This window comes from Mesorhizobium sp. M1307 (assembly GCF_040318155.1).
Lineage (GTDB): Bacteria > Pseudomonadota > Alphaproteobacteria > Rhizobiales > Rhizobiaceae > Mesorhizobium.
Window position 1 is genome coordinate 1 of record NZ_JAMYLR010000050.1, and the last position, 15893, is coordinate 15893.

The following is a 15893-nucleotide window of genomic DNA, read 5'->3' on the forward strand; positions in this document are numbered from 1 at the left end:
CCTCGTCGAGAGATAGCATGGAGCACTGTTCGCGATGTCCTCGCACACCTGTTCGCGATGTCTCCGGTCCAAACAGGGGGGAGATCTGCCACGTCACGGCACCAGATCGATTTCCTCGGTCTCGCCGCCACTGCAGGTGTAGCAGCAATCGTCGCACTTTTCCGTATTGCCGGGGCCGACGCCCCAATAGGTATTCTCGTCGCCATCGACCCAGGCGCCGTAGCAGATCGATTCGCCGTCACTGCAGGACAGCGGGATTGCCTTGGTCTCGCCGTCGTTGAGATAGTAATCCTGATTGTTGCCCGGCCAGACATGATCGCGGTCCTGGCTGTAGAGCTCGACGCGCATGGCGTTCGGATGGCTGTTCTTGATCTCGAAGGTGACATCGCCGGCATGCGCGACGGGCGCAAACAGCGTGACAATGAACAGCGACGCGGCAGCGCGGCGCACGAAAGCGTAGGACGACATGATGATTTCCCCCCGGAACGACACGGCCTGTCTGGCGCGCGGGAGAGCATGGCATGGCGGCGGGATGGGTGGAAGGGGGTGCGCCATTTGCACATCGCGAAAGGCGCAGCGTTGCCAAGGAAGACCCCTCTCCGGTTTGCTTCGCAAACCACCTCTCCCCACTTCGTGGGGCGAGGAAATGCCAATCGCCGAAGCCTCACAAGACCTGGGTTCCTCGCCCCCACAAAGTGGGGGAGCCGCGAAGCGGCCGGAGAGGGGGCGGTCCGACTCGCCTCACCGGCCAGGCTTCAGCAGTGACCAGATCCAGCCGATGAATGTAAGCACCAGGAAGGGATATCCGGCAGCGGGCAGCGGCGCCGAGGTCGGCAGCAAAGGCGCACCCCACAGGATCAGGCCGGCCGACACGACGAACAGCACAGCCGCCACGACAGCGGTAAGCCGCATCCACACCGCGAAGGTTTTCGGCGCGCTGACCATGACCAGCGCCGCCGCCCAAAGCGAGATACCGCCGACATAGGAGGCTACGCTGGCCTCAAGCCCGGCCGCATTGCCGGCGAGCAGCAGGCTCTCGCCGGCGAGAAAGGTCAGAAATCCGGCGGCCACGCAGTCATTGCCCAGCCGCTGATACTTCATCGTCAGCAGCGCCGTCGCCACCACGAGCGCCACGCCGTCGATCGTCCAGAGCGTTTCGCGAAGGGGCGCGCTCTCGGCGAAGGTGCCGGCGAGGCCAAAGGCGCCGCCGATGGCGAGGCCTATCGCGGCGACGGTGTCCAAAGTGGAACGCATTTGAGATTTCTCCCTTGGCCGAAGATAGCTCGGCGCGGGATGAGCGCAAAGCGTGAGCGTGCCGTGCCCGAATGACTTTATTTGGGCATTACTCAACGATTAAATATCAGCTAATTGAAGAATCTCGCAAACTGCGCTTAGCTGGATTGATTCGTGGCAACCTTTGACAATTCTCCGATGGCGCGCAAGTCAGACCTGCTTGACTGGGTTATAGAAGCTCTAACGGGCCTCGGCGGCAGCAGTAAGATTGTGCCTATTTGCCGGTTTATCTGGGAACATCACGGCTCCGAATTAAGAGATTCGGGCGATCTCTTTTTTGTATGGCAATACGAAATGAGGTGGGCGGCCACAGTCTTGAGACGAGATGGAAAACTTGCGCCCGTCTCAAAATGCCCAAGAGGCATATGGCAGCTAGCCAAGCAAAGAGAGGAATGATCGTGGCGGAGGCATCGTTTGAAATCAGTCGCTTCTCCAACCGCAAGAGCACAATGGGCCAGTATGAGAGGCAACTGCAGCGCCTGCGGGCAGCAGGTAAGGAGGTGCTTGCCGTTGAGTCAGCGGTGAGGGATGCGCTTCGCAACCTCCAGAAACTGCAGGGGCGTTCTTTTGTAATCTACGGAGAGCCTCAGAGCGGAAAGACAGAAATGATGATCTGCCTTACTGCTAAGCTTCTCGATGAAAGGTTCGATTTCATAGTCCATCTTTTGAACGACAGCGTCGATCTCCTGGGCCAAAACCTGGGACGCTTTAAGGCCTCGGGGCTTGCACCAGCCGCTCGAAATTTCAGCGAAATCGTTGATCCGGCCGTGGTGCTAAAGGGTCAAAGTCATGTGATATTTTGCAAGAAAAACGGAGCCGACCTTCGCAAACTCCTGGAAAAGATTGGGAAGGTCAAAGGGATTGTCGTAATTGACGATGAAGCGGACTTTGCCTCTCCAAACGCAAAGATAAATAAGGGCGAGAAAACAAAGATAAATAAACTAATTAGCGATCTGATCGGTTCAGATGGTTACTACATAGGCGTGACTGCTACTCCAGCTCGACTGGATCTTAATAATACATTCGACAACGATAGCAACCTCTGGGTGGATTTTCCTCCACATAGAAAATATACTGGACAAGATATTTTCTTTCCGTTAGACGGTGGGGTTAGGTACTTCCAAACTCTGCTGCCTGATTCAGGGAGCGACCCGCGTCATGCCCGGAAAGCATTGTTCGGTTTTCTGGTAAACGTGGCATATCTTAACTTATATGTTAATGCTCCACTTGAAAAAAATTACTCAATACTTATTCACACGAGCGGGAAAAAGGCTGACCACAAAACGGACTGGGCCAATGCTCATGGCGCCCTAACAGCGCTGATCCAGCGCTCATCGGCCGATTTTGAAAAGTATACCAGACAAATCTGGACCCTTAGCAGAGATCGCTTTCCTGATGCAGATAGTGACATCATCACAAGTTATGTGTTGGAAAACATAACCAGGCACTCTATAGTTGTTCTCAATAGCGAGCGAGATTGGAAGGATAATTCATCTGCGGCGACAAGCCCAACTAGCCTGTTTACGATAATAATAGGTGGAAACATTGTCTCGCGCGGAGTGACCCTTGACAATCTGCTTTCAATGTATTTTACGAGAGACGTCCAGCACAAGATTCAGCAAGACACCTATATCCAGCGCGCCCGGATGTTCGGGAGCCGTGGAGAATATCTGAATTTCTTCGAGTTGACTATTCCCCAAGGATTGTACCTCGACTGGCACCGATGTTTTGTTTTTCACAGATTGGCGCTAGCAGCGATCAAGGAAGGCTTAGGCTCACTCGTCTGGTTGGGTGACACGCGTATTCAGGCTGTGTCGAGCGCCAGCATCGATCGCTCCACGGTCGATCTCGATCGTGGCGAGATGTCGTTCAGCTTGTTTCCCTTTTCTGACCAGATCGCTCAGGTAATTAATGGAAGCGGCTCGGTATTCGAGCTAATCGAACAGCTGGCAGCGGCACTGGGCCCGACCGCATTTCCGGAGTATCTCCTCCGGTACATCCGTGGGACGTCGTCGGGAATGAAGACTGCAATTGCGATTCACGACCCGATTCCGATCGCCGGGTATTCCGACGGCTCAGATATCGACAAGGATCAGATCCTTCGTAAGCGGGGATTTATCGGCAAGTCACAAATTGGAAAGGCTACTTCAGCGGTTCACCACCTCTTTGTACTCTACAATGGAAAAGGAAATGCCCGCCTAGTTTACAAGTTTATCGGCTCAATTCAATTCATAAAGAACAATGCTTCCCATGATACCGGAATATAAGTTTTATCATGGAGCCGTTTTGGCTGAAATAGTGCACCAATGCACAGTTCCGATCCAGATTGATGAACTCCACGAGGAAGGCCGTCTGTCGTCTTACATTTTGGAGTCTCGAATTGGAATGCAGATAAAGCATTCAACCCAACGACTACACCCTTGGAGCTTCACCTTTACGAAACGCAACGTCCAAGAATTAGTCGACCTGCGTGCAATTTTTTCGAAGGTGTATGTGGTTCTGGTTTGCCGCACAGACGGTATGCTTTGTATCGATTTGCCTGAATTTATTCAATTACTCGCGGTGGGAGACAGCGAGCAAGCCTGGCTTAGGGTCGATCGCCGGAAGGGAAAGTGGTACGAGGTCAATGGCAGCAAAACACAGGGACCGCGCAAGTACCCGAAGGGCATCGATGCCTTAATGGACGCCCTTGGATTTCAGGGCGCTGTCGAACGACCAGCTAAGGCATTGCAAACGTGAGAACTGTCTCGGTTCGCATTCGCTTTGCCAGCTGCTCGCTGGTCATGGGCAGATAACGGCTTTGATTTGGTAGCGGTCTCTCTGACCGAGCAACCAGTTTCAACCCGGCTTGGCTAGCCGCTGAAACAACGGCTTCTGAGTTTCTGACGAAAACCCCTCGTAGGCACGAATCTCCGACCACAAAGATTGCGCGCCCTCCTGCTCTGAGAACACGAGCAATCTCTTCGACTACGCCAAGGATGTCTACCACGTAACGATCTACCATGCTCAGGAACCTTTTGGGCAAACTGGCTAGATCACCCATACTCTCCTTAACTGCCAAGTGGCGATTCAAGTATAAATCGGTCCCCAGCTGCCGTTCGGTGCCAATACTATCCGACCTAATTGTTCGGAGGTCCGCAAGTTTATGGCCCAGCCAAACGAGCGACAATCTATGCCCTCGCATATAATCTATAGCATTGAGGTACGGCGGTGATGTTAGAACGGCGTCTATGCTACCGTCAGCGATCGATTCCATTGATCGCGCATCGCCAAGTGTTACAACAGCCCCACCAATTGGTGGTGATTGAGCGAGACGCTTTCTAAGGATTCCCATCGAACGCTCAAAGGCTTGCCGAACGTCAAAATCATTTGTCTGCGCCACCTTGTGGGGCCGACTATGCGAAACATCTCTCGCCAAGGAAGCTCCCCGCTCCTTGGTGATGATGATTCGACTGAGAGCAAGTCGCGCCAAATCTAGCGCCGGCAGCTGGTCCGGATGAGCAGCCGCTGCATATTGACTTAGCGCATAAGAAATTCGCCGAAGGCCACCCTGCTGCGGTTCTGCGAACCAGAAGTCAACAAACGCCGATGTCTCCTTGTCACTGTCGATCCATGGTATCGATGCAGTTTCTGCAGGGAGCGCATCAATGCCCTCCAGCAACTCAGAGGACGTGCGTTTGACAATTTCGTCGTCTATTGGATTTGTCCAGACACGCCCCATAAGAACTGCCAGCGGATCCAGATCAAACCCAATAGCATGATGGCCCAGGGTGGTTGCCTGCCGAAGCACGGTTCCCGAACCCGACATTGGGTCGAGTACAACGCTTTTGGACGCAAGTTCGGCCAATTTTTCTAGGGCAAACTCAGGCGACATACGAGCTGGAAACGGATGTATCGTCAGCATGCAGAGCGCCTATTTATGAGGAATCAGTAATTATACTATCTAAGAAACAAATGAGAAAGTCACCGCGAGGGACTTTCTAATGACGCGGACTGCTTACGAACAAGGGGGCAGCCTCCCTCAATCGCCCATCTTCAGCGCCTGGATAAACGCCTCCTGCGGGATATCCACCTTGCCGAACTGCCGCATCCGCTTCTTGCCCTCTTTCTGCTTGTCGAGCAGCTTGCGTTTGCGTGAGACGTCGCCGCCGTAGCATTTGGCGGTGACGTCCTTGCGCAGCGCCGAGATGGTCTCGCGGGCGATGACCTTGCCGCCGATCGCCGCCTGGATCGGGATCTTGAACAGATGATGCGGGATCAGTTCCTTCAGCTTCTCGCACATCTGGCGGCCGCGCTTTTCCGCCGCCGTGCGGTGGACCAGCATCGACAGCGCATCGACCGGCTCTTCGTTGACCAGGATCGACATCTTGACCAGGTCGCCTTCCTTGTAGTCGGTCAAATGATAGTCGAACGAGGCGTAGCCCTTGGAGATCGACTTCAGCCGGTCGTAGAAGTCGAAGACGACCTCGTTGAGCGGCAGATCGTAGATCAGCATGGCGCGTTTGCCGACATAGGAGAGGTCGGCCTGAATGCCGCGCCGGTCCTGGCAGAGCTTCAGGATGCCGCCGAGATAGTCGTCGGGGGTGAGGATGGTGGCGCGGATCCACGGCTCCTCGATGGCCGCAATCTTGACCACGTCGGGCATGTCGGCCGGGTTGTGCAGTTCCTTGACCGTGCCGTCGTTCAACAGCAGGCGGTAGACGACGCTGGGCGCGGTGGCGATGAGGTCGAGATTGAACTCGCGCTCCAGCCGCTCCTGGATGATTTCGAGATGCAGCAGGCCAAGGAAGCCGCAGCGATAGCCGAAGCCGAGTGCGGCGCTGGTTTCCATTTCAAAAGAGAAGGAGGCGTCGTTGAGGCGCAGCTTGCCGACAGCGGCGCGCAGATCCTCGAAATCGGCGGCGTCGACCGGGAACAGGCCGCAGAACACCACCGGCTGTGCCGGCTTGAAGCCGGGCAGGGCTTGCGCCGTCGGCCGCTTGTCCTCGGTGATGGTGTCGCCGACGCGAGTGTCGGCAACCTCCTTGATCGAGCCGGTGAAGAAACCGAACTCGCCGGGGCCGAGCTCGTCGACATTGATGCGGGCGGGCGTAAAGACGCCGGTGCGCTCGACCAGGTACCTGGCGCCGGTGCCCATCATGCGGATGGTCTGGCCCTTTTTCAAGACGCCGTCGATGATGCGGACCAGCACGATGACGCCGAGATAGGCGTCGTACCAGCTGTCGACCAGCATCGCCTTCAGCGGGGCCGTGACGTCGCCCTCGCGCGGTGGCGGCAGATCGTTGACGATCGCTTCCAGCACGTCGGGAATGCCGAGCCCGGTCTTGGCCGAGATCAGCACGGCGTTGGAGGCATCGATGCCGATCACCTCCTCGACCTGCTCGCGGATGCGCTCGGGCTCGGCGGCGGGCAGGTCGACCTTGTTCAGCACCACGACGATCTCGTGGTTGTTGTCGATGGCCTGGTAGACATTGGCCAGCGTCTGCGCCTCGACGCCCTGCGAGGCGTCGACGACCAGCAGCGAACCTTCGCAGGCGGCGAGCGAGCGCGACACTTCATAGGCGAAGTCGACATGGCCGGGCGTGTCGATCAGGTTGAGGATATAGTCCTGTCCATTGTTGGCGCGGTATTTCAGCCGCACCGTCTGCGCCTTGATGGTGATGCCGCGCTCGCGCTCGATGTCCATCGAGTCCAGCACCTGCTCCTTCATGTCGCGCAGCTCCAGCCCGCCGGTCGACTGGATCAGCCGGTCGGCAAGCGTGGATTTGCCATGGTCGATATGGGCAACGATGGAGAAGTTGCGGATGTTCTTGATCGGCGTGGTCATGCGGCGCGCTTTAGCAGGGGCACGGTACATCGGCAAGCGGCGGGACGCGGGTGCGGCGGCGGGGCGGCAAAGTCGTTAAACTTTGATCCATGAGATTAGAGCATAGTTTGCGCCCGGCGTGGTAGCCCACCGGTCTATCGCCGTTTCGGGGGGATCGGAATGCCGCCGTCAGCACGCAAATTTCTCAGATCGGTGAGCGGCTCGTTCGCGCCATTGCTCGCCATCTTGCTTATCCCGATGGTTGCCGCATTGGGTTTTTCCATCGACTATACCTCCGCGGTTTCAACCAGGGCATCGATGCAGAACGCCCTCGATGCAGCGTCGCTGTCGATCACGACGCTTGCGACGACCACGACGTTGGCGGACCGCCAGGTAAGCCTGCAGGACTCATATCTGGCCAATGGCGGGCAAGGCACGGCCAAGCTCGACAGCTTCGTCGTCGCCACCGACGGCGCCGCCAGCATCAAGGCTTCGGCCGGCTTTGCCATGCCGACGAATTTCATGCAGATCGCCAGGATCAACACGGTGCAGGTCGGCGTTGCGTCGGCAGTGACAAAGCGGCCGGCATTGGTGCAAGCCACGTTCAAGGTGACCAAGATCTCGGGCTGGTGGGGCAAGACAATGACGCTCTACGGCACCAAATTCGGGGACACGGTGGCCAACAAGCTGATGAAGATCACCTACACATACAACGGTTATGGCGATCCGAAAGGCTATGGCACGGCGACCGTCTCCACGATCAACGGAGCGACGATCACTATGGTCCAGCAGCAGGTGTGTACGACCACCACGGTGCTCAGCTTCTACGGCTTGCCTAGCACCACGATCGTACAGACCGACTCATACGGCAGGAAATACGCGACCACCTGTCTCAACACAATGTATCCCGCGACCGGTGCCGGCGCGGTGATCGACGTCAGCCAGATGGACCAGCTATATCTGCAGATGGATGTCCCGTCAGGCAATCCAACGGTGCTCAAGTCGAACGATCCGGCAACATCGAACCGCCTCTACGCGAACGGCGTCGAGATCGCCAGTGGCCAAACGGTCGATATCTTCACGCTGGTGCCGTGCGGCCAGACCAGCACACAAGCGTGGGAAGACGGGGGATCGTCGGTGCCGACATCTCCGACCATCACCGATTCCAACGCAGACTTTTTCTACACAGTAACCGGCAAATGCGCCTTCAATCAGCGGGCATCCGAAACGCTGTTGACACAATAGGCGGCCGCAGCTGAGTGCGAGGGCATATCGGCCCGCTTAGGCTGCAGTCCATCACACCGCCGCCCCGGTCACACCGGGTGGCGTGTTGGTTGCGAGCGACCGTCTTCCCTTCGCCCCCTGTGGGAGAGCTGCGAACGATCACGAAGCGGTGATGCTGTAACGAACCGTGTGTCGGCGGCGAAGTGTGGACATGGAACCGCACAGGAGAACAGCGATGACCGGATCGGAACGAAGCACAGCCCTGATGGGGCTCGCCGCGGCACTGTTTTCCGCGACTGTGCTGTCGGCAACCAGCGCGGCCGCCGGCCAGACGATGACCGTCGTCGAGCTGTTCACCAGCCAGGGCTGCTCGTCCTGTCCGCCGGCCAACGCCAATCTGATCAAGGTCAAGGACCGGCCCGGCGTGCTGGCGCTGTCCTTCAACGTCACCTACTGGGACTATCTCGGCTGGAAGGACACATTCGGCAAAGAAGAATTCACGCAGCGCCAGGTCCGCTATGAACCGTCGCTCGGCCGTTCCGGCCCGTTCACGCCGCAAGTGGTGGTCAACGGCAGGGCCGATGCCGTCGGCGCCAGGCCGGGCGAGATCGAGCAGCTGATTTCGAGCGGCGGCCACGATGACGGACCTTCGTTGTCGCTCGCCGGCGGGAAGGTCAGCATCGGCGCCGGTCCGGTGCCCGGCGGCAGGGCCGACGTCTGGCTGGTGCGTTATGGCAAGGGCGTCGTCGAGGTGCCGGTGGCGCGCGGCGAAAACACCGGCCGCACGCTGCCGCACGCCAATGTCGTGCATTCGCTGACCAGGCTGGGCAGTTGGACCGGCGACGCCACCGCACTGCCGCTGCCGGCGGCGACGGGCGGCCTCAGCACAGCGGTGCTGGTGCAGGTGCCGGGCGGCGGGCCGATCCTTGCTGCCGCTACGAACTAGAAACCCTGCCGAAATTTTCACAACGCGCAGCGGCGTCGCCGCATGCAGTCAACCTGCCAAACCCAAGGAGATCATCATGACCAATCGTTTGACCAATCGCCCGACCCTGGCGGCACTCGCCTTCGCACTTTGCTCGACGGCGCTGTTCGCAGGAGGCACGGCGCGGGCCGAAGATGCGATGAAGCCGGCGATGGCGACAAACGTCATGAAGCCGGCAACGGATGCCATGAAGCCGGCCGGCGCCATGGCGGCTGACGCGATGGCCACGACTGCGATGAGGGCGGGCGATCCGATGAAGGCCGACTGCATGAACAAGGCCGATGCCGAGACGGACGCCATGAAGAAGGCAGAGGCGACCAAGGCCTGCGATGCCATGGCTCCGGCCAAATAGGCGATGCGCACAGCAATGTGAGAGCCCGGCGGACCTATCCGTCGTATAATCCACCACCATCATGGGAGATCAGACATGACCGGAGCCCTGAAACGATCGTCGATTTTCGCAAAGGCAGCGCTTGCCGCGCTCATCCTCACGGCCGCCGCGGCCGTGTTCTGGCAGACGCCGGCAGTCTCGGCCGAAGACGCGGTGGTGATCCCGCCGCCGGCAATGGACGAGAAGGCCACCGCCGGCACCGAAAAGGCGGTCTTTGCCGGCGGCTGCTTCTGGGGCGTGCAAGGCGTGTTCCAGCACGTCAAGGGCGTCACCAGCGCCGTTTCCGGCTATGCCGGCGGCGACAAGGACACGGCCGTCTATGAAATGGTCGGCACCAGCCGGACGGGCCATGCCGAATCCGTCGAGATCACCTACGAGCCGTCCGAGGTGACCTACGGCCAGCTGCTGCAGGTGTATTTCTCGGTGGCGCACAACCCGACGCAACTGAACTACCAGGGTCCGGACAGCGGCACCCAGTACCGTTCGACGATCTTTGCCGAAAACGACGCACAGAAAAAGATCGCCGAAAGCTACATCGCCCAGCTCGACAAGGCCAAGGTGTTTCCCAAGCCGATCGTGACGACGCTGGAGACCGGCAAGACCTTCTATCCGGCCGAGGACTATCACCAGGACTTTCTGACGCTCAACCCGACCTATCCCTATATCGTCTACAACGATCTGCCCAAGGTCGAGAACCTGAAGCGGCTGTTCCCCAACCTCTACCGCGAAAAGCCGGTACTGGTGCTGGCCGCCAGCAAGAGCTGAGTTTTGCGGCGGGGCTTGCTGATCTCCCCCCTTGAGGGGGAGATGGCCGGCAGGCCAGAGGGGGTCGGTTCGGTTGGCGCGACGCGGTCCGGCATATCGAGGAAGACGAAGCTGGCACTCCACGCGCGGCGACCCCCTCTGTCGCTTTCAGCGACATCTCCCCCTCAAGGGGGGAGATCAGCAGTTTCCGCGCTTCGCACTACTCCCCCTTTTTCCAGGGCAGGCTCCAGCGCACCTTCTCCAGCGTCGCCTTTGCCTCGGCCGAGTCCGGATCGGGCTCTGTCTCGCGATAATGCGCCGAGCCCTCAGGCGGGTAGGCAAGTGTGTTGTTGAGGGCGAATTTGTCGATCTGGCTGAAGTCGGGGAAAGGCAGGTTTTCCGTCTCGCGCCAAGCGCTGACCCTTTTCTCCGCGGCGATGCGTTTTTCGTCGTCGACCGGAAGGTCGGTGGCTCTGTATTCCAGTGACGAAGGGAAGGCGAACTGCGCGCCGGCATCATCCATGATGTTGATCATGGACAACAGGATGTCCTCGCGGATGGCTTGAAAATCGGCCACGTCGGCGGTTTTGATATAAGTGAACACGTCGATATCGAGCGAATAGGCGCCGAAGCCGGCAAAGCGCACGCGGCACGGCTCATCGATGACGCGCGGATGGGCAATCAGCAGCTTGCGCAGCTCGGCCAGGACGTAACGTAGCTGATCGGGCGTCGTTTCGTAGCGCAGCTGCAGCGTCGTCGCGAACCGGGTGCGGTCGCGATGCGCGTAGTTCTCGATCTGCATGCCGGCGAAATCCGAGTTCGGCACCGAGATGATCGTGCGGTCGAGCGACCGAATGCGGGTGGAGCGCATGCCGATATGCTCGATCGTGCCGGACTGGTCGCCGAACTTGCAGAAGTCGCCGACGCTGACCGGCCGATCGGCATAGAGCGTCAGGCCGGAGAGGAAGTTCTGCAGCGTCGGCTGCGCGGCCAGCGCCACCGCCAGACCGCCGATGCCGAGACCGGCAATGACGCCTTCGTAGGGGATGGCGAGCACTTCGGCCAGCAGCAGGAAGGCGACGACCAGCACGGCGACGCGCGCCACGCCGGTGGACAGCGAAATCAGCGTGTCGTGATAGCCGGGCACCTGCCACAGTCCACGGTAATGGTCGGCGACCTTGCCGATCAGGTGCCAGACCACCGGCACGGCGCCAATCACGACCAGGCTCCAGGCGATTGCCTTGACCGGGGCGGCGACCACTTGCGGCAGACCGAGCGGGCGCAGCGTCAACAGCAGGAAGAAGCCAAGCACGATCGAGCGCACCGCCCATTCGACAATGCGGAAGAAGGCCGGGCTGTCCGTCCTTCGCACAAACAAGGAAATCAGCGCATTGGCGATGAAGCCGAAGACGATGCCGGCCAGCGCGGCAAGGCCGAGCATCGACCATTGCCAGCGCTCCATCGGGCCGGCGCGGGTGAGCAGGCCGGGGCTGATCTCGCGGGCGAGGCCACGGGCGATGAAGAACGGGTCGGTGCTGGCGAAGGCGGCGAATTCCGGCGCCACCGGCACGTCTTCGACATCGGCGTAGAGCGCGCGGATGTGGGCGAGCGTCTCGGGCGTGAACTGCCAGATCTTGCCCTTCTCAGTCTCGACCGGGCCGATGACGATGTTGCCGGCGGGATGCTCGAAATAGACGAAGGCGGTGTTGCTCTTCGGATCGTCGGGAATCTCCTGCCAATAGACGTAGCCGATGCGGTCGATGACCTTTTTGAGATAGCGCTCGAGCAGGAACGCCTCGTCGCCACGCACCGCCTGACTGTAGTTGCGCAGGTCGAGCGCCGCCTGGGCCGGGTCGCCGGCTTCGGTGAGGCCGCTCAACAGTACCTTGAACGTGTCGCGCGGCGAGGCGAGCCTGCTCGGATCGTCGACCATGTCGACGGCTTCGCCACGCGCTTCCTGGAATTCGGCGAGCTTGGCCTGGAGCTGGGCAAGTGGCGGCCCGACGATGAACCAGTCGCCATTCTTGCGACGAAAATTGACGTCGAAGGAGATCCTGGTGCCGTATTGCGGCAGCGTCGCCGTCACCTCGTCTCCGGAAATCGCATCATGCGGCAGGCTCCACAGACGGAACGTCGCGTTGTCGATGACGGTGAACAGAAGCTTGGTGTAATCGGGCATGTTGAGGCCGCCGCGGTCGGCCTCGGTGACGTCGACGAGACCCGCTGCCAGACCGGCAAGACCCATGCCGCCGCCGGTGGCGCGCGGCACGTTGTCGGCGCCGCTCTCGTTCATCGTCTGCAGGAACGAGCGCATGGTGCTCATCGGGCTCGACTGGTCGACGCGGACGTCCTCGACGGCGCTGACGCGCACGCCTGTCCACCATTCGGCGGTGGCGGCATCGAAGCGGCCCATGAAGCTGCCGCCGTCGGGCGATTGGACGAAGGTGAAGGCGCCCTGGCGGTCGCCTTCGAACCAGTGGCCGACAAGCTTGTCGCCTTCGGCCTTGGCCTCGATACGGCCGTTATAAAGCGGGTACACGCCCTTTACATCACTGCCCGTCTGCTCGAACTTGATCTGGGCGCCGCCGCCGCGCCACTTCGTGTCCCACACGCCCGTCCAGTTGGCCGCGTCCTGGGCATGCGCCTGCGGCATGGCCGGCAGCAGGCCGGCAAGCGCGAGTGCGCCGATCAGCGCGACCGTCCGGATCAGCAAAAGCAGCAGCCGATCCTCTCCTGCCGCAGAAAAGGGGTTCATTCTATTGCCCTTCTTCTTGCCGGCGATTCTGCTGGGCCGGCCAGAGAAGGTTATTCCGCTTGAAGATGAATATTCTGTTTCAGGCTGCGACGGCGATGCCGGTCAGTCATAGGTCAGATCCGTCGCCTTGCCGGCGAACACCCGGTAGGCAAAGAACGAATAGAAGATGATGATCGGCAGCACGACGACCGTCCCGACCAGGATGACGGCCAGGCTTTCGGGTGCCGAAGCAGCCTGCCAGATGGTCAGCCGGTCGGGCACCACGAAGGGGTAGAACGACCAGGCGAGGCCGGCAAAGCCGAGCGTGAAGATCGCGGCCAATGTCAGGAACGGGAGCAGCGCGTGGCGGTCGCCGGGTTTCGGCAGATGGAAGGTCTGGCGCCACAGCCACAGGAACAGCACTGCCGACAGGATCGGCAGCGGCGACAAATAGAGCATGGCCGGCCAGACGAACCATTTGTCGAAGATGCGCGCGCTGGCAAAGGGCGTGGCCAGCGATACCGCGACCATGCCGAGCGCGGTCAGCACCAGCGCCGTCCGCAGCCACAGCACCGCCTTCTTCTGCAGATCGCCTTCGGTCTTATAGATGACCCAGGCCGCGCCCATCGCCGCGTAGGCCGCGGCAAGGCAGAGCGCCACCAGCGCGCCGAAAGCGACGCCGCCGGGGCCGACGTCGAGGCCGAGCACATAGACGCCGAGCATATAACCTTGCGCCAGCGACGCGACGACCGAGCCGAGGAAAAAGATGCGGTTCCAGCGGTGCTTCCTGCCGGCCGGCACCTTGGCGCGGAAATCGAAGGCGACGCCGCGCAGGATCAAGCCGACCAGCAGCACGAAGACCGGAATGTAGAGCGCCGTCAGAATGGTGCCATGCGCCAATGGGAAGGCGACCAGCAGCAGGCCGACCGCCAGCACCAGCCAGGTCTCGTTGGCGTCCCAGAACGGGCCGATGGCGGCGATCATCGTATCCTGCTCGGTGTCTTCGGCTGCGGCGAACAGGATGCCGATGCCGAGATCGAAGCCGTCGAGGATGACGTAGATCAGGATAGCGAGGCCCATCAGGCCGGCGAAGATCAGAGGCAGCAGGGTCGGCCAGTCGAAGCTCATGATGTTTCTCCCGGTTGCGCAACCGGCTGCGACAGCGGCCTGTTCATGACGCCCGGCAGCGGCGAGGTGTCACCATCCTTCGCCGCCTTCAATGCCAGATGCACCAACACGCCGAGATAGGCGATCAAGAGCAGCACATAGAGGATGAGATAGACCGCTAGCGACAGCGCGACATGGCTGCCGGCGACCGGCCCGACAGCATCGGCGGTACGCAGCACGCCGGTGACCAGCCAGGGCTGGCGGCCGATCTCGGTGGTGTACCAGCCGGCCAGCGTCGCCAGCCAGCCGGACAGCGCCATCGGCACCATGACAAGCGCCAGCGGCTTGGGCAGGCCGTGGCGGCGCTTGAGGAAGAAGGCCGCCGACCAGGAGACGGCGAGCATCAGGAGGCCGGTGCCGACCATGATGCGAAAGCCCCAGAACACCGGAAATACCGGGGGATGGTTGCCGGCATAATCGTTCAGCCCCGGTACGATGCCGCCGGCGCTGTGCCTGAGGATGAGGCTGGCGCCATCGGGAATGGTGAGCTCGAACCTGTTCTCCTTGGCCGCTTCATCGGGAAGCGCAAACAGCACCAGCGGCACGTTGGGACCGGTGTTCCAGTTGGCTTCCATGGCGGCGATCTTCTGCGGCTGGTGTTCCAGCGTGTTGAGGCCGTGCTGGTCGCCGGCAAAGATCTGGATGGGAATCAGGATAGCGGCGGTGAAGACGCCGGTGCGCAAGGCCTTCCACATCGATTCCGAGCGATCGCCGTAGAGATAGCGCAGCGCCGACAGGCCGGCGATCAGGAACGAGACGGTCAGCCCCGAAGCAAGCAGCATATGGACGAGCCGGTAGGGCATGGACGGATTGAAGACAACGGCCCACCAGTCGGTGGCATGCGCAACACCATCGCGCATCTCGAAACCGGCCGGTGTCTGCATCCACGAATTGAGCGCGATGATCCAGAAGGCGGACAAGGTGGTGCCGCCGGCCACCAGCACCGTCGCCAGTGTATGGACACGGTTCGAGACGCGGCGGAAGCCGAACAGCATGATGCCGAGGAACGCCGCCTCGAGGAAGAAGGCGGTCAGGATTTCGTAGGCCAGCAGCGGGCCGGCAATGTTGCCGACCGTCTCCATATAGCCCGGCCAGTTGGTGCCGAACTGAAAACTCATGGTGACGCCGGAAACTACGCCCATGGCGAAGGACAGCGCGAATACCTTAACCCAGGTGAAATAAGCGCGCATCCAGGCGGAATCGTTTGTCGCGTTGTAGCGGAGCTTGAAGAACAGCAGCACCCAGCCGAGCGCGATGGTGATCGCCGGGAACAGGATGTGGAACGAGATGTTCGCGCCGAACTGTATGCGCGACAGGATGAGCGGGTCCATGGCGGCTCCGGCTGCTGCTTGTTTGTTGAAGGATAGGCTTGATGCACCGGACGGTCAAAGCGGCGTCCCGCCGCGAGGCGGAACGCCGCAGTGCGGTTAATCTGCTGTTGCGTGGAATTTGGCTGGACGACCGGGCAGGTGTTGCCTATTCCGGCGAACCTCGATGTCCAGAACTGTCAGAAGCGCCATTGACATCCGGATTTGCGAACCGACATTCA

General features: G+C 60.3%; 13 protein-coding genes. 6 read left to right on the forward strand and 7 right to left on the reverse strand.

The annotated features are described in order from the left end of the window. Window positions 1-93: 93 nt before the first annotated feature. Together NKH16_RS30590 and NKH16_RS30595 are read right to left on the reverse strand one after the other, a co-directional pair. On the reverse strand, window positions 94-468 hold the full coding sequence (locus NKH16_RS30590) for a hypothetical protein (RefSeq protein WP_352771431.1): 375 nt from the start codon (window positions 466-468) through the stop codon (window positions 94-96). 273 nt (window positions 469-741) lie between these two features. Beyond that, the gene (locus NKH16_RS30595) at window positions 742-1254 is read right to left on the reverse strand and encodes a hypothetical protein (protein WP_352903317.1); all 513 of its coding nucleotides are present in this window, start codon (window positions 1252-1254) and stop codon (window positions 742-744) included. A gap of 431 nt (window positions 1255-1685) precedes the next feature. Between NKH16_RS30595 and NKH16_RS30600 the strand changes: the two genes are divergently transcribed. Both NKH16_RS30600 and NKH16_RS30605 read left to right on the forward strand, forming a co-directional pair. Further along, a complete protein-coding gene (locus tag NKH16_RS30600) occupies window positions 1686-3560 on the forward strand; it encodes a Z1 domain-containing protein (RefSeq protein ID WP_352903319.1) in 1875 nt (624 codons plus the stop codon). 19 nt (window positions 3561-3579) lie between these two features. Further along, a complete protein-coding gene (locus tag NKH16_RS30605; RefSeq protein ID WP_352846705.1) occupies window positions 3580-4032 on the forward strand; it encodes a hypothetical protein in 453 nt (150 codons plus the stop codon). On the opposite strand, the gene NKH16_RS30610 is transcribed toward NKH16_RS30605, so the two are convergent. Further along, window positions 4013-5197 carry a hypothetical protein gene (locus NKH16_RS30610; protein WP_352903321.1) on the reverse strand — a complete coding sequence of 395 codons (1185 nt, stop codon included), beginning with the start codon at window positions 5195-5197 and terminating at the stop codon, window positions 4013-4015. The two genes, NKH16_RS30605 and NKH16_RS30610, sit on opposite strands and share 20 nt — an antisense overlap. Window positions 5198-5314: 117 nt before the next feature. Next, the gene (lepA, locus tag NKH16_RS30615; protein ID WP_352903323.1) at window positions 5315-7120 is read right to left on the reverse strand and encodes a translation elongation factor 4; all 1806 of its coding nucleotides are present in this window, start codon (window positions 7118-7120) and stop codon (window positions 5315-5317) included. Between the two features lie 159 nt (window positions 7121-7279). Between lepA and NKH16_RS30620 the strand changes: the two genes are divergently transcribed. From NKH16_RS30620 to msrA, 4 genes are all read left to right on the forward strand, one after another. Then, the gene (locus NKH16_RS30620) at window positions 7280-8344 is read left to right on the forward strand and encodes a TadE/TadG family type IV pilus assembly protein (RefSeq protein ID WP_352903325.1); all 1065 of its coding nucleotides are present in this window, start codon (window positions 7280-7282) and stop codon (window positions 8342-8344) included. 214 nt (window positions 8345-8558) lie between these two features. Beyond that, the gene (locus NKH16_RS30625; RefSeq protein ID WP_352745613.1) at window positions 8559-9269 is read left to right on the forward strand and encodes a DUF1223 domain-containing protein; all 711 of its coding nucleotides are present in this window, start codon (window positions 8559-8561) and stop codon (window positions 9267-9269) included. A gap of 76 nt (window positions 9270-9345) precedes the next feature. Beyond that, entirely contained in the window at window positions 9346-9660 is a 315-nt protein-coding gene (locus NKH16_RS30630) for a hypothetical protein (RefSeq protein ID WP_352745610.1), read from the forward strand. 75 nt (window positions 9661-9735) lie between these two features. Continuing rightward, window positions 9736-10464: a peptide-methionine (S)-S-oxide reductase MsrA gene (gene msrA, locus NKH16_RS30635; RefSeq protein WP_352745607.1), complete on the forward strand. Its 729-nt coding sequence runs from the start codon at window positions 9736-9738 to the stop codon at window positions 10462-10464. Window positions 10465-10663: 199 nt separating this feature from the next. Here the strand turns inward: msrA and NKH16_RS30640 are convergent, their stop codons facing one another. The 3 genes from NKH16_RS30640 to NKH16_RS30650 form a co-directional block, all read right to left on the reverse strand. Further along, the gene (locus NKH16_RS30640; protein WP_352903327.1) at window positions 10664-13198 is read right to left on the reverse strand and encodes a mechanosensitive ion channel family protein; all 2535 of its coding nucleotides are present in this window, start codon (window positions 13196-13198) and stop codon (window positions 10664-10666) included. 102 nt (window positions 13199-13300) lie between these two features. Beyond that, window positions 13301-14305 (reverse strand): cytochrome d ubiquinol oxidase subunit II, encoded by a 1005-nt coding sequence (locus NKH16_RS30645; RefSeq protein WP_352472840.1) that lies wholly within the window; start codon window positions 14303-14305, stop codon window positions 13301-13303. After that, window positions 14302-15675, reverse strand: a complete 1374-nt coding sequence (locus tag NKH16_RS30650) for a cytochrome ubiquinol oxidase subunit I (protein ID WP_352903329.1) — start codon at window positions 15673-15675, stop codon at window positions 14302-14304. Before NKH16_RS30650 ends, NKH16_RS30645 begins: the two co-directional genes overlap by 4 nt. Between the last annotated feature and the right edge of the window lie 218 nt (window positions 15676-15893).